Annotated in this window: 19 protein-coding genes; 8 read left to right on the forward strand and 11 right to left on the reverse strand. The window is 62.6% G+C overall.

What is annotated here, in order from left to right:
- Positions 1-241: 241 nt before the first annotated feature.
- Positions 242-1,489, reverse strand: coding sequence for a hypothetical protein (locus E5W70_RS12060; RefSeq protein WP_292658058.1), 1,248 nt, complete (start codon positions 1,487-1,489; stop codon positions 242-244).
- 146 nt (positions 1,490-1,635) lie between these two features.
- Here E5W70_RS12060 and E5W70_RS12065 point away from each other — a divergent pair, with 146 nt between their 5' ends.
- Entirely contained in the window at positions 1,636-2,688 is a 1,053-nt protein-coding gene (locus E5W70_RS12065; protein ID WP_292658169.1) for a CapA family protein, read from the forward strand.
- A 60-nt stretch (positions 2,689-2,748) separates the two neighbouring features.
- Positions 2,749-3,720, forward strand: a complete 972-nt coding sequence (locus tag E5W70_RS12070; protein ID WP_292658062.1) for a hypothetical protein — start codon at positions 2,749-2,751, stop codon at positions 3,718-3,720.
- Between the two features lie 13 nt (positions 3,721-3,733).
- On the opposite strand, the gene E5W70_RS12075 is transcribed toward E5W70_RS12070, so the two are convergent.
- Positions 3,734-4,228: a DUF2314 domain-containing protein gene (locus E5W70_RS12075; RefSeq protein ID WP_292658063.1), complete on the reverse strand. Its 495-nt coding sequence runs from the start codon at positions 4,226-4,228 to the stop codon at positions 3,734-3,736.
- A gap of 192 nt (positions 4,229-4,420) precedes the next feature.
- On the opposite strand from E5W70_RS12075, the gene E5W70_RS12080 reads away from it, so the two are divergent.
- Positions 4,421-6,043, forward strand: coding sequence for an FAD-binding oxidoreductase (locus tag E5W70_RS12080; RefSeq protein ID WP_292658065.1), 1,623 nt, complete (start codon positions 4,421-4,423; stop codon positions 6,041-6,043).
- A gap of 8 nt (positions 6,044-6,051) precedes the next feature.
- On the opposite strand, the gene E5W70_RS12085 is transcribed toward E5W70_RS12080, so the two are convergent.
- The 3 genes from E5W70_RS12085 to E5W70_RS12095 form a co-directional block, all read right to left on the reverse strand.
- Positions 6,052-6,567: a hypothetical protein gene (locus E5W70_RS12085; RefSeq protein WP_292658066.1), complete on the reverse strand. Its 516-nt coding sequence runs from the start codon at positions 6,565-6,567 to the stop codon at positions 6,052-6,054.
- A 160-nt stretch (positions 6,568-6,727) separates the two neighbouring features.
- Positions 6,728-7,858 carry a hypothetical protein gene (locus E5W70_RS12090; RefSeq protein ID WP_292658069.1) on the reverse strand — a complete coding sequence of 377 codons (1,131 nt, stop codon included), beginning with the start codon at positions 7,856-7,858 and terminating at the stop codon, positions 6,728-6,730.
- Between the two features lie 6 nt (positions 7,859-7,864).
- Complete coding sequence (locus E5W70_RS12095) at positions 7,865-8,299, reverse strand: DUF4383 domain-containing protein (RefSeq protein WP_023719157.1); 435 nt, start codon at positions 8,297-8,299, stop codon at positions 7,865-7,867.
- Between the two features lie 739 nt (positions 8,300-9,038).
- Here E5W70_RS12095 and E5W70_RS12100 point away from each other — a divergent pair.
- Positions 9,039-9,977, forward strand: coding sequence for a diacylglycerol kinase family protein (locus tag E5W70_RS12100; protein ID WP_292658073.1), 939 nt, complete (start codon positions 9,039-9,041; stop codon positions 9,975-9,977).
- 99 nt (positions 9,978-10,076) lie between these two features.
- Here E5W70_RS12100 and E5W70_RS12105 read toward each other — a convergent pair whose 3' ends face one another.
- The 5 genes from E5W70_RS12105 to E5W70_RS12125 form a co-directional block, all read right to left on the reverse strand.
- On the reverse strand, positions 10,077-11,288 hold the full coding sequence (locus tag E5W70_RS12105; protein ID WP_292658075.1) for a mandelate racemase/muconate lactonizing enzyme family protein: 1,212 nt from the start codon (positions 11,286-11,288) through the stop codon (positions 10,077-10,079).
- Positions 11,285-12,901: a GMC family oxidoreductase N-terminal domain-containing protein gene (locus E5W70_RS12110; RefSeq protein WP_292658077.1), complete on the reverse strand. Its 1,617-nt coding sequence runs from the start codon at positions 12,899-12,901 to the stop codon at positions 11,285-11,287. The genes E5W70_RS12105 and E5W70_RS12110 overlap by 4 nt, the downstream gene beginning before the upstream one ends.
- A 142-nt stretch (positions 12,902-13,043) precedes the next feature.
- On the reverse strand, positions 13,044-13,646 hold the full coding sequence (locus E5W70_RS12115) for an SMI1/KNR4 family protein (protein WP_292658079.1): 603 nt from the start codon (positions 13,644-13,646) through the stop codon (positions 13,044-13,046).
- Positions 13,647-13,997: 351 nt separating this feature from the next.
- Positions 13,998-14,582, reverse strand: coding sequence for a GNAT family N-acetyltransferase (locus tag E5W70_RS12120; protein ID WP_292658082.1), 585 nt, complete (start codon positions 14,580-14,582; stop codon positions 13,998-14,000).
- Positions 14,583-14,697: 115 nt separating this feature from the next.
- Positions 14,698-15,489, reverse strand: coding sequence for an alpha/beta fold hydrolase (locus tag E5W70_RS12125; protein ID WP_292658085.1), 792 nt, complete (start codon positions 15,487-15,489; stop codon positions 14,698-14,700).
- A 106-nt stretch (positions 15,490-15,595) separates the two neighbouring features.
- Here E5W70_RS12125 and E5W70_RS12130 point away from each other — a divergent pair, with 106 nt between their 5' ends.
- Positions 15,596-16,522 (forward strand): LysR family transcriptional regulator, encoded by a 927-nt coding sequence (locus E5W70_RS12130; RefSeq protein WP_292658087.1) that lies wholly within the window; start codon positions 15,596-15,598, stop codon positions 16,520-16,522.
- 327 nt (positions 16,523-16,849) lie between these two features.
- Here E5W70_RS12130 and E5W70_RS12135 read toward each other — a convergent pair whose 3' ends face one another.
- A complete protein-coding gene (locus tag E5W70_RS12135; protein WP_292658089.1) occupies positions 16,850-17,257 on the reverse strand; it encodes a hypothetical protein in 408 nt (135 codons plus the stop codon).
- Here E5W70_RS12135 and E5W70_RS12140 point away from each other — a divergent pair.
- The 3 genes from E5W70_RS12140 to E5W70_RS12150 all read left to right on the forward strand — a co-directional run bounded on the left by E5W70_RS12140 (position 17,240) and on the right by E5W70_RS12150 (position 19,693).
- The gene (locus E5W70_RS12140) at positions 17,240-18,406 is read left to right on the forward strand and encodes a LuxR C-terminal-related transcriptional regulator (RefSeq protein ID WP_292658092.1); all 1,167 of its coding nucleotides are present in this window, start codon (positions 17,240-17,242) and stop codon (positions 18,404-18,406) included. The genes E5W70_RS12135 and E5W70_RS12140 overlap by 18 nt on opposite strands.
- 153 nt (positions 18,407-18,559) lie before the next feature.
- Entirely contained in the window at positions 18,560-19,201 is a 642-nt protein-coding gene (locus E5W70_RS12145; protein WP_292658095.1) for a hypothetical protein, read from the forward strand.
- A 39-nt stretch (positions 19,202-19,240) separates the two neighbouring features.
- Positions 19,241-19,693 (forward strand): nuclear transport factor 2 family protein, encoded by a 453-nt coding sequence (locus E5W70_RS12150; RefSeq protein ID WP_292658098.1) that lies wholly within the window; start codon positions 19,241-19,243, stop codon positions 19,691-19,693.
- Positions 19,694-19,961 lie beyond the last annotated feature (268 nt).

Consider the following 19,961-nt stretch of genomic DNA (forward strand, 5'->3'; position numbering starts at 1 on the left):
GCAAAACCGCCCTTGTACAGGGGCTCCGAGGCATCGAGAAAATCGGTCAGCGGACTGCGTCGCTTGGGCGGCGAAGCGCGCTCGTCATTCGCCGGCGGCGGCGTTTTCTTGTCGGACAGTCTGGCCATGGCCCGAATATGGGAGGTATCGGCCAAAATGGAAAGAGCGGAGTGGCGAGGGGCCCGAGGCACAATCCAGCTGCTGACAGCAGGGTGTCAGGAGCAACGTCGAAGTTTCCCGCTCAATTAAACCACAGCGCGAATGTCAGAAACCCGGCGCCGCCGAACTGGCGCTGGATTTGGTTGAACTCCTCGCTGGTGAGAACCTTGCCGCGTTCGAGATAGGGCGCGATGGCCGGGCCGGTGATCGACAGCACCAGGTCGAAGGGCTTCGGCTCGTCGAAGAAGCGCTTCATGTTGATGCCTTTGTCGGCGATGCGGAAATGCGGCAGCAAGGTGCGTCCCTCCAGCAGATCCTCGGCCATGGCCAGGCCGGCGAGCCAAGCCTGTACCTGCTGCTCACCGACTTCGAGACCGGTCAGCGGGCTGGCGCCTTTCTGCTGCGGCCCGGGCAGCCATTCGCGGTCATTATCGGTTTCGGCGCGGATGGCTTTCCAGTCCTCGCGCGACAGCCGGATCATTTCCATGAGATGGCGGCGTGCCGCTTGCCGGCGCTCAGGCTCGATCACTTGCCAGTTGATGAGATGGACCAGCGAGATGAAATCGGCGAGACGCCATTCGGACGACAATATGCCGCCGCCCATGCCACCGTCCAGCGGCACGAGCGTGTCCTGCAGCGGCAGTTTTGCGCGCGGGAACAGCATGTGGAAGGAGCCGTCGAACGTGTTGCTGAAATCATGTGCCAGCCAGAAGTCGGCCTGCGCCATCAGGAACTCGGCATAGCCCTGCAGCCAATAGCCGTCGGCGCGGTCGAAGCGGAAGGCGAGGGCGGCATCGGCCGGCGCGCCGCCCGTGCCTGAGAGAGAGGCCATGATCGCCGCAGCGCTTTCGTCCGGCGCGATCGTGCCGTCCTCGTTGAGGTCGATGCCGAGGCGGGTGAGGTCGATGACCATGCCGATGTCCGCGTCGACGGGTACCGAACCCAGCGTGGCTGCGGATTTCTCCAGCCGGTCGCGGAAGGCAACGAGAATGGCGCGGAATTGTTCGTAGGTCAGCGGCTCGGGGTCAGGGTTGTCCGGCACCGGCAGCCGCATCAGCGGCAGCATGAAGGATTGTGGGCTTTCGAAACCGTGGCGGTGCAGGCCGCCGGCCAGGATCTCCAGCGCGGTGAAGAATTCGCCTGCGCCGGCGGCGTAGGTCGCTGCCGGATCGCCGGGCGCGGCGGCTTCCAGAGCGGCAAGGGCGCTGTCGCGTTCGGCTACGGTTTTTGCCTCAAACAGGGCCGCCGCTTCGGGAGCCGCGGCGCTGACTGAGGACAGCGGCAGCAGAAGAATGATGGCGCACGCCACCAGCCTGGAAAAACGCTTCATCGTGATCGCCCCTTTTGTCGCTCCGCAGCGGATCATACACGCATTTGGTTCGCTGCGCCTGTGGCCCTGTGGTTTTCACCCATAACAGTCTGCGCTTCAATCAATCGGGCTGGCGGTCTACACAAGGCAAACCATTGGGCCGTCGCGTGTCGAACTATCCGCTTTCCTACAAACTGTCGTGGCTGCCGCGTTTTCTCCGGCCTTCGCTCGATGGCGACGCGCGCGGTTTTGCTCCGGCGGCCGCAACCCTGCTCGAACCGCCGCCGGTGCGGACGGTGCGGCTGGCTTTCGTCGGCGATATCTCGGCGGTGGCCAATCGCCGCGCGCCGGACTGCGATCCGGCGATTGCGGCACTGCTTGCCTCGGCCGATCTGGTGGTCGGCAATTGCGAAAGCCCGGTGGTGGAACGGCCGAGTGCTGTTTTGGGCACCAGGCTTGGCACGCGCCACGCGATGAGCGAGCGGTTTCTTGCCGAGGCGCTGGCCGCCGCCGGCATTTCGCGTGAAAAACTGGTGCTGTCGCTGGCCAACAACCATGTGCTCGACCAGGGTATTGCCGGCTTCGACGACACGGTCGCCGCCCTGGAGCGGCTCGGCATCCGCACGATCGGCACTGCGGTTCCGGTCGAGCGGTTTGCAGTCGGGGCGCTGACAATCGGCCTTGCCGCCTTTACCTTGTGGCGCAATGCCGGCGCGACTCAGTTCGCGGGCCGAGTCTCGATGCAAGGCGATCCGACGCAATGGCCGCGCGACGCCGCTTCGGGTGTCGACCTCCTCTGCGCAGTGCCACATTGGGATTGGGAATTCCGGCATTTTCCACGGGCGAAGACGCGGGCACTGGCGCGGCTTCTGGCCGATTATGGCGTCGGCCTGGTCGCCGGACATCATGCTCATGTCGTGCAGCCGATCGAGCGGATCGGCAAGACGCTCGTTGCCTATGGGCTCGGCGATTTCTTCGGCACCGCCTTCGCGCGCCAGCCATGGCCGGGCCGTATCGGCGCCATTCTCGTCGTCGACATCAGCGCCGATCCCGGCACGCGCGGGGCCATCGCCGCCTACCGGCTGCATGCCTTCATGCGGCTGCGCGCCGGCGATCACGAGCGGCTGGTCCCGGTCGAAGCGCTGGCGGGAAAATCGAGGCAAAGGGTTCTGGCCCGCCTCGATGCGATCTTCGGTGCCAGGCGCCGACGGCTGCGCTGACGCGGTCCACCAAACCGGCTATCATGCCCAACGCGGGCAGGCTTGTGGCGGCGGTGGGTGATGGAAACTGCGGATTTCATGCCGAGCGAAGCGGTGATCGCCGGTCTCAGGAAGAACATCGAGGCGTATGAGGCGCAAAGAGCTTCGGCCCATCGCCGGATGCGCTGGCGGGTGCCACTTTTCATCGGGCCGGTGCTGGTGTTCGTGGTCTTTGTGGCCTGGCTCTTCAACGGGGTTGCCGACCCGAACGAGCAATGGTTCTCGACCCCGCATGTGTTCCTCTATATCGGCGGATTCCTGGCGGCGATCCTGCTCTATTTCCGGGCGATCAAGCCAGCGAGCAAATTGCAGCAGTCGTTTCGCAGCACGCTGTTGCCGATCATCTTCGGTTTTATCGAGGACATGCGGTATCGGCACAACGTCAAGCCGAATTCGTTCGACCGGCTGCCGCGCGAGACGGTTGGCCCATTCAACCGACAGTCTTTCGACGATGCTTTTTCCGGCCGCTATGAAGGGTTTCCGTTCGAGCTGTACGAAGCAGAGCTCCGGGAAGGGACGGGCAAGAGCACGACGGCAGTGTTCAAGGGCGTCATCGTCGCCTTCGAGACGATCGTGCCGTTCCCCGGCACATTGGTCGCCGCGCGCCGGACCAACAAAGCCGTCGGCTTCTTCCGCGGCATCTTCGGCAGCAAGATGCAGGAATTGTCCAGCGGCGTGCCGGAGCTTGATGCCGCCTACGAGTTCCGCACCGACAACATCGAGGCGGCGCGGCCGCTGGTGACCGGCCGGCTGGCGCAGGCGCTGCAATGGCTCGGCGAGACCCGGCCGAACGATCCGGCACGCGTGGCGCTCAGCGGCAGTGACGGCTTCCTGCTGCTCCCGCAGGAAAGGAATTTCTTCGAGCTGCCGGATATCCCCACGCGACTCGACTACACCAAGCATGTCGCGCCGATGATCGCCGACATGGGCGCGATGCTGGCGACAGCGGCGCTGGTGCGCAAGATCGGGGCGAGGGACGAGGAGGCGGGTTAGTCCGGCTGGACGGTCAGCAATCGAAGCCGCGTTGGCTACGCATGTAGGCGACTTCTTCCTTCGACATCGACCTGAACATCACACAAACGGTGAAACTGCCAACCTGGTGACCGTTTCTGGTGTATCCCCAGTCGGAAATATCGTCCCGGTTGAATTCGATATACTGGCCAGCCACGACGTTGTGGACACTATGTGGCTCATTCGCCAATATCCCCACGAATCCGGTTTCGTTCCGCTGGAACGGGATGACCCAGAAGTGTTCGGTCACATTTCCGTCCTTGATCATCACCTTCAGTTTGAATGTGTCCGTTCCAGGTGGCGGTGTCTGGGATAATGCTAGGAATTCATCCAGGCTGGCACGTGCCTGTGCAGTCGCCGCCGCCATATCTGGATCGTCAGGCGCGACTGCGACGACGCTGTCGTCGCCCTGACTGGAGTCCTGAGCCTCGGCGGATATCGGAGCAAGCGCTAGCATCAGGGACAGTATCGCGCGGGACACGTGCTTCATGGAATGGGCGCCCTACAATGGTCAGCATCATCATGGATCCGTTCGCTTTTTCAATCATAGCGCGAAAAATACCTTCATTGCAACCATAAGAAAATGCTCCTGACGCCGCAACTGCCGCTGTAGTTCTGCTACGCACCCCGGCTATGGTTTTTGCCGGAAGCTCGCGCTATCTCTGAGGCAGCGAGGGGTATCATGATCGGAGAACGCAAGGGGTTTCGCCTGTCGCGGCGGCTGCTGCTTGGTGCGACGGTGGTCGGCGGCGCGATGCTATGGGGCGGGACGACCGTGGCGCGGCTGGCGCGCGGTCCGTCGGGGCAGAAGAATTCGGGGCGCATCGCCGACATTGATGGCATCGACCTGACGCAGGAGCCGCTAGAGGGCCCGCCAGCCTACGATCCGTCACTGGCATGGCTGACCAAGGGCGGCGACATCAATGATGCCAGCGGCCTGTCGATGACGCCGGTCTACGGCGTCGTCGAAGTCAGCGAGGAAGACCACATTGCGAGCGCGCTGGCCTTTGCCCGCGCCAATGGCCTGAAGGTCTCGATCGCGGCGGTGCGCCATTCGATGGGCGGCCACGCTTTCGATGATAACGCGCTGGTCCTCGACATGCGCAAACTCAACAAGGTCAGTATCGACCCGGCTGCGAAGACGATGACCTTGCAGCCGGGCGCGCGCTGGCACGACATCCAGAACCTTTTGCACCCGCGCTTCGCGGTGAAGGCGATGCAGTCGACCGACATCTTTTCGGTCGGCGGCTCGCTGTCGGTCAACGCGCATGGCATGGACCACCAGGCCGGCTCGGTCGCCGGCTCGATCCGATCGATGCGTGTGATGCTGGCCGACGGTTCGGTGATGACCTGCTCACCGGCCGAAAATACCGAGTTGTTCCGCCACGTCGTCGGCGGCTACGGCCTGTTCGGCGTGGTGCTGGAGGCGACGCTCGACATCGTCGACAACGCCGTCTACCGGACCTCGCGCGAGATCATCAAATCGGACGACTTTCCAAAGTTCTTCGCCGAGGTGCTGGAGCCAAACAGGGCGATCGGTCTGTTTTATGGGCATCTGTCGACTGCGCCGGGCAATTTCCTCGAGGATATGATCGTCTACCGCTACGACAAGGTGGCCGACCAGCCGCCGGCCGACCAGCCGGCAATCGGCGAGCCGGGTTCGGTTGGGTTCAAGCGGGTGATCATCAACCTGGCGAAATGGGGCAGCCTGTTCCAGGAGCTGAAATGGTTCACCGAAAAGACGCTGGAGCCGCAATTCGAGAGCTGCACGGTGGCGCGGACGACGGCAATGGCCGAGGGCGAGGCCTGCCTCGTCACCCGCAACAACCCGATGCACGATTCAGTGCCGTATCTGTTCAACGACCTGCTCGACGAGACCGACATCCTGCACGAATATTTCATCCCGCGCGCCGCCTATAACCCGTTCATCGCGGAAGCGCGCGAGATCCTGCGCAACCAGAGCCTGCCGGTGCTCAACGCGTCGGTGCGCATCGTCCACAAGGAGGATGTGGCACTGAATTATGCGCCGGAGCCGGCCTATTCGCTGGTGCTCTACATCAATCAGCCGACCGACGCCGACGGCAATGCCAGGATGCGGGCGCTGACAAGGGCGCTGATCGATGTGACGATCAAGCATGGCGGGCGTTTTTTCCTGCCCTACCAGCTCCATTATACGGGCAACGAGCTGCTTGCCTCCTATCCGGAACTGCCGTCCTTCCTGGCGAAGAAGCGGCAATACGATCCAGGCGAGCTGTTTTCGTCGACGTTTTATCGCGCCGTCAAGGCACTGATCGGCACGGTTTGAAGCGCCGGTTACAGACCGTCAGGCAATTTCGCCGCCAGCCAGTTCGCCGAGCGCTTGGCGATGCCGATCGTTGCCGCTGCGGCGCGGCCGAGATCGGTCTTGACCACGGCGTAGCCGGTCTTCGTGCGGTAGAGCACGGCACTGCCGCCATCGACCGCCGCTTCGTAGGCGACCGGCCGGACGGCTTCTGTTTCCGTCGCCGTGGTCTGCGTTCCGACCGCAGCACTGGGCCGGTGGCTCAGTTCCGGTGGCAGCGGGTCTGTCGCGGCCGTGCTGGCCGTCGTCAATGCGGGCTCGGAAGTGGTCGCCGCGAGCTGCGATGACGAAGACGAGTTTTGTGCCCGGCAGATGCCGGAGACCAGCGGATAATCGAAATTGCGCTCGTGCAGTATCTGGCTTTTCATCGCCGCTTCGCATTCGGCGATGGTCGACCATTTGGCGGGCGTCTCGCCGATATATTCACAAAGCCTCGCGTCGCAATCGCAGCCGACGATGGTCATGGCGACAAGGGCGGTCTTGATCACGGTCTTGTCTCTCCGAGTTGCCTGGCGCATGTGCGCAAGATCAAAGTGCTACGGCGTCATCAATCGTTGCGGAACAAGGCGGGATTTGGCCGCGATTGTGGAATGAGCGTGGCGGAGCATCACGCAACGTCTTACCGAGGCCGGCTGTGACCGAAAGGCCTCAGTAGTCGTAGACGTGCTCGAGCCTGGCGCCCGCCGTCATCAGCGCCGGCAGCACGAGGTGCAGCTTGCGCACCGCGATGGTCAGGCCGGTGCGGCGCGTCGAAGGTTCCGCCGGAAGCGGGTAGCTGAACAAGGTGCGTGCACCTTCGGGAACATTGATCTCGTCATTGGAAAGCATGGTGACCATGATCTCGTCATTGCCGCCGATCTCGACGAAGGAGACGCCCTTGCCGATCAGGCGCGGGATCATGTCGGTGAACACCTGGTAGCGCCTGGTGACGAAGACCGTGCCGTCGCCGCCGAGATCGCGCTCCAGCAAGGTGTCGGGCTCGTTACGCGTCACCTCGCTGACCGGACCCTTGGCCCAGACGTGAATGTCGAGCAAGGCCGGGTCGGTGGTGGCGGCGAGCGCCGACTTGATCAGATCGGCGTAGCCCTGCTTGATGGTGTCGGCGAGGCCGAAGGCGAGCTTGCGTTCGCTGGTGCGGACGGCGCTGTCGTCCGCCGCCGGCTGGACGGCAAACAGGCCGGCACGCTTTTCGGCATAGGGAAACTGGTACCACGGGACCTGGTCGAGAAAACCGGCATAGTCGGCCGCCACCTTGGCCTGGTAGATGTCGATGGCGGTGCGCTTGCCGGCTGTCGCTTCGGTGACGCGGCCGACCGTATTCTCATAGGCCCATTGGATGGCGTGCTCGATCGTGTGGCTGGTGCCGATGACCACCAGCATCTGGTGGTTGTCGAGGTTGAACTTGTAGGTGGAGCTGGCGCGGATGACCATCGCATAGTCCTGCCAGAAGCGGCCGATATAGGAGAGATAGGGAAAACCGCTCGGCTGGTTCTTGTCGACGAAGCCGGCATATTCGCGGGCGGCGTAGACGATGGCCCATTCCGGATAGGTGAGAAAGGTTGATTCCTCCGGCCGCTGGTAGCCGGGGATCTCGGCACGGACCTTGTCGGCTAGCGCCTTCGGCGGGGCACCCTCAGTGACGCCCGGCAATGGTGTTGTGTCCAGCGACGGCGTCGTGAGAAAGCCGTAGCCCAGCCCGGCGATCGGGATCAACACGACAATGACGACGAGCCAGAGGATCGCCTTGATGATGCGCTTCAGCCAGCGGAACAGGAACATGGCCGGTCAGGCCGTGGCGAAATGGTCGTACACACGTTTCGACAGCCAGAACCCGACATAGACGGCGAAGCCGCCGATGACGATGTGCGGCAGGTTGGCGAAGAAGCGGGCCGGGAATTCGATGTCGTTCAAGGAGCGGAAGCCGTTGATGAAGATGCCGCCATCGAGGCAGCCGGAACCGGTGACCAGGCCGAGCACGCCGTCGAACAGATAGACCGAGCCGAACAGCTTGAAATAGAACACCGCCTGGCGGTGCGAGATGAAGGCGGCCGCCAGGGCCCAGACGCCGGAGAAGGCGTGCAGCAAATCGTCATACCATTGCAGCGAGAACAGGCCGAACAGATTGCCGCCGGCATCGTTGAAGGCCGGCACATAGCCGATCGCAACAACACCGAAGAACAGGAAAGCATAGGCAACAGCAAGCTTCTGGATGAGCGTCATGAAATGTCCCCCTGCCGTTAGCCCTTTTAAACGGTCCCCGACGGCAAATGGATAGTAGCTGATTTTGGCGCAGCGTGAAGCGTCGCTGGCAAAATCGTCAGGCGGTGCCACAAAGACAGTCGGCGCCGGGATTTCTCCCAGCGCCTCCCTGTCAGATCAGGACACGGTCGCGGCAGCAACTCCCGAAAGATATCGCGCCATGCCGGCCTTGATTTTGACGGTCCTGCCAGTCGCCACCCGAGGGCAGCGTCCGTTCTGGACCACGCCGGTCTCCACTCTTGCGAGCTTTGCCCAGCGCGCCATCGAAGGTTTTTGCCGTCCTTCATGGCAGCATCGGTCCGCCGTCGGCGTTCGCACGCTTTCCGCGGCCCCGTAGGTCTCGGCGTCCATCCCTCCAACAGGCAAGCCTGTTCTCGTTCAGGGCCGTACGGGCCTCAGGAAATCCGCCGTTCCGCTTTGCCTTTCGGCGTGGCGATCGGTAGCCGCCTGAGATGGGTTTAACGTACGCCGGATAAGCGTTTGGCGAAACCGCCGTGAGCCTGTGGATAGCGGGATTATCGGGGACTGAGTCCGGCACTGGAGCGAATTGCCGATCTACGACGTCCACCGCCTGCCGGGATTTGCCGCCTCAAGGCCGAAACCGCATTGTCGGACATTCGATCTTGCCCCGCGGGCCGGCGCAGGCTTCAATGCCGGCAAATGATTGGAAGGCGTGTTCGATGGCCTTGGGGAGGCAGCCTTGAAGGTCGCGGTGGTTCTCAATCCGATCGCCGGCGGCGGCAGGCTCAAGCGGCATTGGCCCGAGGTTGCGGCTTCGCTGAAAAGATATTTCGGTGATTTCGAGCTGCGTGAAACGCAGGCCGAGGGGGATGCCGAACGGCTGGCGCTCGACCTTGCCGCCATCGGCTTCGAGCTGGTGATCGCGGCCGGCGGCGACGGTACCGCCAGTGAGGTCGCCGACGGGCTGCTGAAGGCTTTCCGGGAAAGCGGCCGGACGGCCGAACTTGGGCTGCTGCCTTGCGGCACCGGCATCGACTTCGCCCGCGGGCTCGGCCTGTCGAACGATGTCGATCTGACACTAAAGCGGATTGCCGAGGCCAAGGGGCGCAAGGTCGATGCCGGCTGCATCAGCTATGTCGACGACCATGGCGCGCTGGCCAGCCGCCATTTCATCAACATCGCCAGTCTCGGGCTTTCCGGCGCTACCGACCGTGCCGTCAACGCCGACAAGCGCAAGGGCAAGGTTTCGGCCAAGGCGCTGTTCTACTGGCGCACGGTCTGGGAGTTCCTCCGCTATCGATTCCAGGACGTTGCGATCACCATCGACGACGGTGCCCCGGTCGAGGCGCGCATGGCGCTGGTGGCGGTGGCCAACGGCAAATTCTTCGGCGGCGGCATGATGATCGCGCCCGACGCCGAGCTTAACGACGGCGAGTTCGACATCGTCATTCTACGCGCCGCCGGCAAGCTGAAGCTGATCTGGGACATCCGCCTGCTCTATGGCGGGCGGCACCGCAACCATCCGGCGATCACCATCCTGCGCGGCAAGAAAGTGGTTGTCGAGCCGCTCGGCGACATGCAGAAGAACGCCGCGCTGATCGACATAGACGGCGAATCGCCGGGTCGCATACCGGCGACCTTCGAGATCCTGCCCGGCGCATTGACGCTGAGATATTGAATCAAGCCGTTGAGGGATTGATTCAAGTTCTTTCGGCCGTGATTGCGATCCCACGCCCAACACGTTGAAATCGTGTGACATTGTCGCCCGCTCGACAGATCAGGGCATCAACGGTGTCTGCATCATCTGCAAATGCAGGTCCTTGCCGGTCCAGGGATGCGCCTCGCAGACGGCTTCGTCGAGCTCGACGCCGAGGCCGGGCTCCATCGACGGGATGACGTTACCGTCCTGCCATTCGATCTTCTTCTTGAGCAGCTTCGCGTGAAAACCGTCCCACTGCTTCAGCGATTCCAGAATGAGAAAGTTGGGCAGCGTCACCGCGAGCTGGATGTTGGCGGCGCCCACGATCGGTCCGCAATAACAGTGCGGCGCGACCTGGATGTGATAGGCCTCGGCCATGGCGGCGATCTTCTTGGTCTCGAGAATGCCGCCGGAGCGGCCAAGGTCCGGCTGAACAATGGCCGCGGCGCGGTTCTCGATGACGCGGGCAAATTCGAATTTCGTGGTCAATCTTTCCCCTGTTGCGATGGGGATCGAAGTGCCCCTTGCGACCTGAGCCATCACTTCCGGCATGTCGGGCGGGACCGGCTCCTCGAACCACAGCGGATCGTAGGGCTCGATGGCGCGGGCGAGGCGCAGCGCACCCGATGCGGTGAACTGGCCGTGGGTGCCGAACAGGATGTCGGCGCGCGTGCCGACCGCCTCGCGGATCGCTTTGACCATGCGGGCGGAGAGGTCAATGTCGACGAGGCGCGGCTGGTGGCCGTCGAAGGCGGTGTAAGGGCCGGCCGGGTCGAGCTTGACCGCGTTGAAACCCTGCTCGACATATTCGAGCGCGCAGGCTGCAGCCAGATCGGGATCGTTGTAGACGTTCTTGCCGCGGGCGTCCTCGGAGTGGACGCTGCCGCTGTGCGGGTAGAGGTAGGTATAGGAACGCAGCGTTTCGTGTACCTGGCCGCCAAGCAGCTTGTAGACCGGCTTGCCGGCCTCCTTGCCGATGATGTCCCAGCAGGCGATTTCGAGCGCCGAGAAACAGCCCATGCCCGACACGTCGGGGCGCTGGGTGAAGCCGGATGAATAGGCGCGGCGGAAGAAGTTTTCGACGTCGTGCGGATCGCGGCCGATCAGATAGCGCTCGGCCATGTCCTCGACCATTCTCGCGGTGACATGGGCCGAGAAGGTGGCGCTGTAAGCCTCACCATAGCCGACCACGCCGCCATCGGTGGTGAGCTTGACGAAGATGAAATACTTGCCGCCGATGCCGGGTGGCGGATTGCCGACCACCCAGGTCTTGACGTCGGTGATTTTCATTTTTGATCCTCCAGAACCAGTTCGGCGCCCTTCCATCCGGTCATGATAGCGGCGGCGTTGGTGTTGCCGGTGATATTGTCGGGAAAGATCGAGGCGTCGATGACGCGCAGGGATTCGAGGCCGTGCACCTTGAGGCGCGGATCGACGACGGCGCGCGCCGCGTCCGGCCCCATGCGGCAGGTCGAGACCGGGTGATAGACGGTGCCCGAGCGCTTCCTGAAATCCTGGATAAGGTCCGCATCGGAGGTGATCGACGGACCCGGCAAAACCTCTTCCTCGATGATCTCGGCCATCGCCGGCATCGAGGCGATCTTCCTGACGAATTTCACCGCAGCCAGCATTTCGGCGACATCTGCCTCGGTCGAAAAGGCGTTGGCGACGATTCTGGGATAATCGCGCGGATTGGCGGAGCGGATCATGATTTCGCCGCGGCTCGACGGACGGCAATTGGAGAGGCCGATGGAAAAGCCCGGCCATGGATCGGGCGTCAGGATCGGCCGTTCGCCACTCTTCGGAATGACCGTCGAAAACGCCTGGAAATAGAGCTGCATGTTGGGCCGTGCCGTGGCCGGATCGGTGCGGAAGAAGCCGCCGGCATTGTTCATCGACAGCGACAGCGGGCCTGAGCGCAAAAACACGTACTGCATGCCGACCAGCAGCTTGCCCCACCACGGGCGCAGGATCTGGTTGAGCGTCGGCAGCCTGCCCTTGAAGGTGTAGTTGATGCCGACATGGTCCTGCAGGTTTGCCCCGACATTCTCGTTGGCGTGAACGACAGGAATGCCGAGCGCGCCAAGCAGCGCCGACGGGCCGACACCGGAAAGCTGCAGCAGTTGCGGCGAATTGACCGAACCGCCCGATAGGATGACCTCGCGGCCGGCGCGGGCGGTTTTTATGGCGCCATTCTGGAGATACTCGACGCCGACGGCGCGCTTGCCCTCGAACAGGATTTTTGTCGCCAGCGCGTTGATCTCGACGCGGACGTTTTTGCGCTTCATTGCGGGGCGCAGGAAGGCACGCGCCGCAGACATGCGGCGGCCGTCCCTGGTGGTGATCTGGTAGACGCCGACGCCTTCCTGCGAGGCGCCATTGAAATCCGGGTTGAGCGGCAGGCCGGCTTGATTGGCGGCGGCGAGGTAGCGCTTGGTGAGCGGATGGACGGAGGTCGAGCAGTCGGTGACATGCAGCGGCCCGCCGACGCCGCGCCATTGGTCGGCGCCGGCCTGGTTATCCTCCAGCGCCTTGAAAGCGGGCAGCAGGTCGTCGAAGCCCCAGCCGGGATTGCCGGCCGCTGCCCAAGCATCGAAATCCTCGCGCGCGCCCCTGATCCAGACCATGGCGTTGATCGAGCTCGAGCCGCCGAGCAGCTTGCCGCGCGGCCAGTGGTCGGCATTGCCGGCCAGGCCTGGATCCGGCTCGGTCTTGTAGTTCCAGTTGACCGCCGGGTCGAAGAAGGTCTTGCCATAGCCGAGCGGCATCTGCACGTAGAAGCGACGGTCGCTCCCGCCGGCCTCGAGCACCAGCACCGAGAAACGGCCGGAAGCCGACAGCCTTTCGGCCAGGACCGAACCGGCCGAGCCGGAGCCGACGATGATGAAGTCATAGGTTTGCATGGTGCTGCGGGCGGCTCCGGAAAACTGGCCGCAGCCTAGACGCCGCAGGCTTGCGAAGTCGCCGTGCCTTCCGGCATAGGCTGTGAAAAAAGCGACCGAGGATATTCAGTTTGAATGTCAGCCTGTCGCCTGCTGCCCGAGTTCAGTCGCGTTCGCGCCCATCCGGGTCGAAGAGGACCGCCACCTCATTGGCTTCTTCCAGCAGGAAGGTGAACACGCTTGAGCAGGACTTGATCGAACCGGACAGAGGATCATCACTCTCCCAGCGAAAGACCCACCCATCCGGATTCATGCCAATTAAATTCCTATTATCCCCGAGTGAACCAATAAAGAGAATATCGTCTGGTGCATTGCTTGGCCGTCTCTGTACATTCGGCTCCAGTATGGAGAAGGGTTGTTGACCTGCCTCCACTAAATTTGTGCGTGACCAGCTACGTTGCAGGCCATATACGCTTATATAATTCGCAAACAGACCTATCCCGTTGTGGAACATGAGAAAGCAACGGAAATTATCTGGAAGTCGACGCGAAATTTCAGACTCCATCTGCCCAATTCCGACGGCGTCAAGCGGAGCATACAGCTGGTGCAAATATGCTTCAGGAGCCCGATCTGGCGTGTGTCCGATCCACTCCGTTCCATCCGGATAGGTCTTCCGCCCGAGGCGTTTCCATTTATCGACTAGGGTTCGGAGCTCTCGGTGTGCGCGAGCGTCTTCGTTGCTTAACCATTCTTCCTGCGAACGCATTGTAATAGCTCCATTTACCCACTTTTGACGGGTTCGTAGGGTCTACCTTGTCAACCTGATCTATCACATCGAAAACAACGGGCGAACATCGCAGAGTTGGTAATCACGCCAGACGGTGACTTTCGCGCCTACAATCTAAGGTCGCCAGCCTGTTCGTTCGGCCGGAGAGGTGAGACTTGCGGAGGAATTACAGTGACAGTGCACAAATTGGCTGGCGTAAACTCGGAATTACGGTGACAGTGCACAAATTGGCTAGCGTAAACTCGCGCGCAGCGGGTTGCGAGCAATTGGTGCACTGTCACCGTAATTAACTGTCAGCGTAATTAATCGATGGCATGCAAGGTCCAACCATCACAGGCGATAATCGGCGATCTGCTTGAAATCATAGCGCATGATCGGGCGGGCCGGCGTCCTGCGCGCGACGACCCTGAACCCGGCCCGCGCGAAGGTGGAGGCATTTCCGCTGCCGGAAGCGCTCGGCGATATTTCGGCGTCGAAAGGATAGGCTTCGAGTGTAGGAGCGTTTGCGCGCCTTGCGATTTCCAGAGCCTGTGCAATCAGCTGGGATGTTACGCCCCGCCGGCGGTATTGTTTTCGCACGTAGAGGCAGGACAGGGACCAGACCGGCCTGTCATCCACGCGCTTGAGCTGCCATAGCCGATCGAGCCAGGGCAGGGCATCCCGCGGTGTCACCTGGCACCAGCCGACGGCCATGTCGCCATCGAAAGCAAGCAAACCCGGAGGCGGACCATGCTGGACGGCTTGCCGGAACGCTGCCTTGTTTTCCTCGCCGGGCCGCTTTCGATAAGAACGACCGATCCGCCCGTACATACACCAACAAGGACTGCAGACGGCGCTGTCACCGAACAGGTCCTCGAGCGCCGGCCACAGATCGGGCGTCAATGGGCGAATGCTGAGTTCCATATCAGCGGTCATTCGCTATCGATGTTGCCCAGTCTAGCCTGCATTGCGCGCTAGTGCATCATACGTCGCGGTCCATGCGGGTGATGTTCGAAACGGGATTCACTCAGCATCCCCGTCGTGCTCCGGCTCAGCGCAGAAAACCGAGCACGGCCTTCATGAATTCGGCGGGATACTCGACGTTCGACAAGTGGACCGCGGGCAGGACAACCAGTTTTGCGCCGGGCACCGTCGACGCGATCAGCTCGCTGTGGCTGGCGGCTGTCACCGTGTCGTGGCGGCCGGCGATCACCAGCGTTGGCCTGGAAATCAATGCTACGGTTCGGCGAAGATCCGCATCGCGAACCGCCGCGAACAAACCAGCCAGGCCTTGCCGGTCGATGGCCAGCAGCATGGCGCGAAATTCTTCGATGACGGGCTCGTTGGCCGCCAGCATACGCGCAGGAAACCAGTTGCCCAGGAACATCTCGGCGGTTTCCGACATGTCCGGCGCCTGCAGCACGGCGGCAATCCGCTCGTCAAACGGCTTTGCCGGTCCGAGGTAGGACGAGGTGTTGCTCAGGATCAATCGCTCGATCCGCTCGGGCGCGTGGATGCCGAGCCACTGCCCGACGAAGCCGCCCAACGACAGACCGAGGAAGTGTACGCGTTCAATGCCCAGGGCATCGAGCAACTCGATCACGTCGCGGCCAAGCCGGTCGAGCGAATAAGCGCCGGCCGGAACGCCCGACCCTCCGTGGCCGCGAAAATCATAGCGCAGAACACGAAAATGCTTCGACAGCTCGTCGACCTGCATGTCCCACATCCGCAGCGTGGTGGCGATGGAATTCGACAGCATCAGCACAGGCCTCCCGGCGTCGCCGTCGACGCGGTAGGCGATGCGCGTGCCATCGCCGACGGTCACGAAATCCAGCTCATTCATGGTGAATACACCTTCCCTGTTAGAGCGTTAAATGTGGCTAAGCCTAGCTGCGGCATGCTTTTGATGATATTACAAAGATAGGATAATCTCTGTAATGTAAGCTGACATGGCCGAATTTACCTTGCACGACCTGCAATGCTTCGATGCCGTGATCCGCTGCGGCGGCTTTCAGCCTGCGGCGGCCATGCTGCATCGCTCGCACCCAGCGGTGTTCGCCGCCGTCGCAAAGCTGGAGCGGCAACTCGACCTCGTTCTTTTGGATCGCAGCGGCTATCGCGTGCGCCCCACCGAGGCAGGGCTGTCGTTCCATCGCAGGGCACAATCGCTGCTGCGCGAGCTGGAAGGCCTGCGTACCTATGCTGCTCAGCTGTCAATGGGCGAAGAAAGCGAGATCCATGTGGTGATCGGCGACCTGTGCCCACGCCCGCAGGCGCTGGGCATGCTCGGACGGTTCTTCGCCCAGTGTCCGGGCACACGCCTGCATTTGCACTTCGAGGCGGTGGGCGGCCCGTGGGAGCGCCTCTTCGATGACGAAGCCGATTTGATCCTGCACTGGATCGACAAGAGCGACCCGCGGGTGGAATGGATCGATCTGTGCAAGGTGCAATTCGTTCCGGTAGTGGCGTCGGGCTTTCTGCCGCAGCGGATCAAGCACCCCATCACGCCGGATCAGATGTACGCGTTCACCCAATGTGTCATGCGCGACACGGCCCGCCATTCACCGCAACAAGACTACTTCATGATCGAGGGCGCGCCTCAATGCATGGTGGCCGATCAGGGCATGAAGAAGGAAATCATCCTGCAGGGCCTCGGATGGGGCCACATGCCCCGCTTCCTGATCGAGGAAGAGCTGCGCGACGGACGCCTGCAATCCATTGCCGGCCGTCATCTGCCAGGCCGTACCGAGGAGTTGGTGGTGGCGCGCCGCCGCGACCGGCCGCACGGGCCGATCTCGAACCGTCTGTGGGATTATATCGAGCAAGAGGCGCCGACGTTGGGGGCGGTTCCGGTAGAGGGCGAAATGACACCCTAAGCGGCCATGACAAGTTTCACACGACAGGGATTTTAGCCGGTATCGCCACACAACAGTCGCTGGACAAACACCTTGCAGACGGCAGAGTGCGACCCTTCCCGGTCCTCGGCGGCGGACGCGATGAACGGCTCGATTGAGCCCGAAACGAACTTCTGCCACATCGGTAACCTGCCGCAACCTCCTCAGCAAGATATGTGCTATTCTGAGGATATGCCCGCGCCCTCCGACCGATCACCCGACAAGTCGCCGGAAGACGGTGCAGTTGCATCGGATCCGTATGCGGAGCTAGCCAATCGCGGAGATTGGTCCAGGCTTCACCGCGAACTGTCAGACAGAGACCGCCGCAGTCAACTTGGCGGCGCCGAGCTCCAGCGCCTCGGGGAAGCCGCCTACATGCTTGGGCGCGAGGAGGAATTCATTCGGGACTACGAGAGGGCCTTCGAAGAGCATCTCCGGAACGGACGCGAACGATCCGCAGCGCGTTGCGGCTTCTGGATCGGGCTCACCCTGATGTTTCGCGGCGAATTCGCCCAAGGCAGCGGATGGCTGACCCGCGCCCACCGGCTGGTCGCGGATCATGCGCCGGAATGTGCAGAACAAGGTTACCTTCAGCTCCCAATGGTCGAACAATGCCTCGCCGCCGACAGTCCGGACGAAGCATTCGCCCACGCAACACGTGCCGCGGAGATCGGACAGCGCTGCGAAGATCCGGACCTCTTGGCTATCGCGCGCCACCTTCAGGGCCGGATATTGATCCTGCGCGGCGACTATGTGCGCGGCTTCGAACTGCTGGACGAGGCGATGGTTTCGGTCACCTCGGGCCGGCTCTCACCGATCGTTACCGGGCTGGTCTACTGCAGCGTGATCGAGATCTGTCAGAAATTTCACGCCACGAGCCGGGCGAGGGAATGGACATCGGCGCTGATCGGATGGTGCGCGGGACAGCCCGACATCGTTGCCTTCACCGGCCGATGCCTGATCCACCGGGCCGAAATCCTGATCCTCGACGGCCACTGGGACGAGGCCGGCCGCGAGGCCAGTGTCGCCAGCATCCGCCTTCAGCAGGGGCCCGCGAAGCACCACGCCGGTCCGGCATTCTACCAGAAGGGCGAGGTCTTTCGCCTCCGCGGCCAATGGGACGAGGCCGATGCCGCCTATCGCGCAGCGAGCAGGTTCGGGTTCGATCCGCAGCCGGGGCTGGCGCTTATGCGATTGCAGCAGGGGCACGAGCAGCCGGCCCTTTCGGCGATCCGCCGCGCACTGCAGTCGGTCGACGACATGCCGGGCAAACTCCGCCTCTTGCCGGCTGCGGTGGAAATCACTCTCGCTGTCGGTTCGGCCGATGATGCCTGGGAACTGTGCGAAACACTGCGCGACTGCGCGCGCCAATATTCCGCGGATGCAGTCCGCGCCGCAGCCGCCGAGGCTACCGCGCGGGTGCTGATCCATGCTGGTCGCGCTGCGGAGGCATTGGCCCATATCCGGCGCGCGGTGGAAATCCTCTGGGACCTTCGGGCGCCCTATCATCTTGCCCGGATGCGGGTGGTGACAGCGCGGGCCTGTCTCGCAACCGGCGATACTGAAGCGGCGCAGACCGAACTGGACGAAGCGATAAGACTTTTCCGCGAGCTCGGCGCGCGCCCCGACGAAGCCGTTGCCGGCAAGCTGCGGGCTACCATGACGGCGACAGGCAGCGAAGCTCTCACCCCCAGACAGACGCAGGTTCTGCGCCTGATCGCGTCAGGCCTGACCAACCCGGAAATTGCCGGCGAGCTCGGTTTGAGCCAGCGGACGGTAGACCGTCACGTTAGCGATATCCTGACGCGGCTGAACGTGCGCACGCGCGCGCGGCAGCCACGGCCTTTGCTGTCGAGCACGGCCTGATCGGCATGGGCGTATCTGGGTAATCTTACCCAAGCCAAAATTTCTCGCTGCGTGGGTATTTACGCCGAAGCGGGCAACCGTGGCGCGGGTTTAAACTTCATGGCGTGGCAAAGGCCACAGGAGGTTTTCCCGATGCAAACGAATAGTAACAGCATGAGCGGGCCGGGCGGTGTCTGGCTCGCCACCGGAACGCTGCTGCTGGCGGCTGCGCTCGTCTTTCACGGGCCACCGGACGCGGATTTGTCTGTTCAGATGCAGAATATCGCCGAGGGTCATGGGCGATGGGCTACGGTCCATTGGACGGCGGCAGCGGCGCTGTTCCTGATCGCCGGCGCTTCGTTCCTGAACCTGGCGCTCAACCCCCGGGTCCGGCATTCGCCGATGCTGAGTTCCGCCTGGATGGTGATGGCTCTTGGCGCCCTGACCACGTTCTCCACCGCAGTCGCCGAGGCATCGGTGGTCGCGGTCGCGGCCGACCGGGGTGACACGAACGCCTTCATGACCTGGTGGGCGTTTTCCGGCGGCATGGGTAACGGATTCTGGGCGCTGGCCTTGGCGACAGCGCTTGTCGCGTATCACGACGCCCGCGATAACGTCGGGATACTGCCCCGATGGGCCGCGATCGTCGGCTCGGCGTTCGGTATCCTTTCGGCAGCCGGGTGGACACTCGGTGAGCAGCTCGGGATCGGCATCGGGGGTCCGATCTGGCTGATTTCCTCGCTTCTCATGTGCCTGTGGCTCGCGTGGTACGGGCTGTCCTCAAGCAGCGTCCGGTCGGGGCAAGCCACGGCGTAAAGCGCCCGATCCAGCATCATCTTGAGACAGGAGGAAAAAATGTCCCTTCAAACGAAGGAAATCGAGGCGACGATCCACGACATCCACGAATTCTTCACCGACTGGGTGGCGGGCCGATGCCCTGGCGACGACGCGACGTTCAAGAAGAACGCGCTCGACCGGATCAGCGACGATCTGGTCGCCATCATGCCAGGCGGCAGGGCGTTCGGGAAAAAAGACTTCGCAGGTTACATGAAGAGCATCTACGGATCGAATCCGGCCTTCCGTATCAAAATACGCGACATCCGGATCAGCCATCAAAGCGCCGACCTGGCGGTCGTGAACTACCACGAATGGCAACGCGACGCGAAGGACTCCGATGAACCGAACAATGGCCGGGTCACGACGATGGTGGTCCACGATCGCGGCTACAGCCGCGGGCCCGAGATCTTGCAGGTTCATGAAACCTGGCTCCCAGCCGATGTCGTTCAGTCCGCGGATTTCGCGTTCTGAAAAGCGTCGGTCCGAAACGGGCAGAGAAAGGAATTGCGCTGGCGGGACCATCGGCTCTGCCGCCGTCATGGAGCCAGAACTTTGCTTCTTTTCAGCCCGAATTGATCCACATTCAACTGCCCTTCCCAGGCATCGATCATGTTATCCGCGAAGGCAACACCTACGCCTACGTCCCGACGCCCTGGCCCACTTTGTGAAGCACGCCTATCGGCGGGGGCTTGGTTCTGTCGCGCCATCTGGCGCGCCAGGTTTCTCGTTGCAGCCATTT

This window comes from Mesorhizobium sp. (genome assembly GCF_005063415.1).
GTDB lineage: Bacteria > Pseudomonadota > Alphaproteobacteria > Rhizobiales > Rhizobiaceae > Mesorhizobium.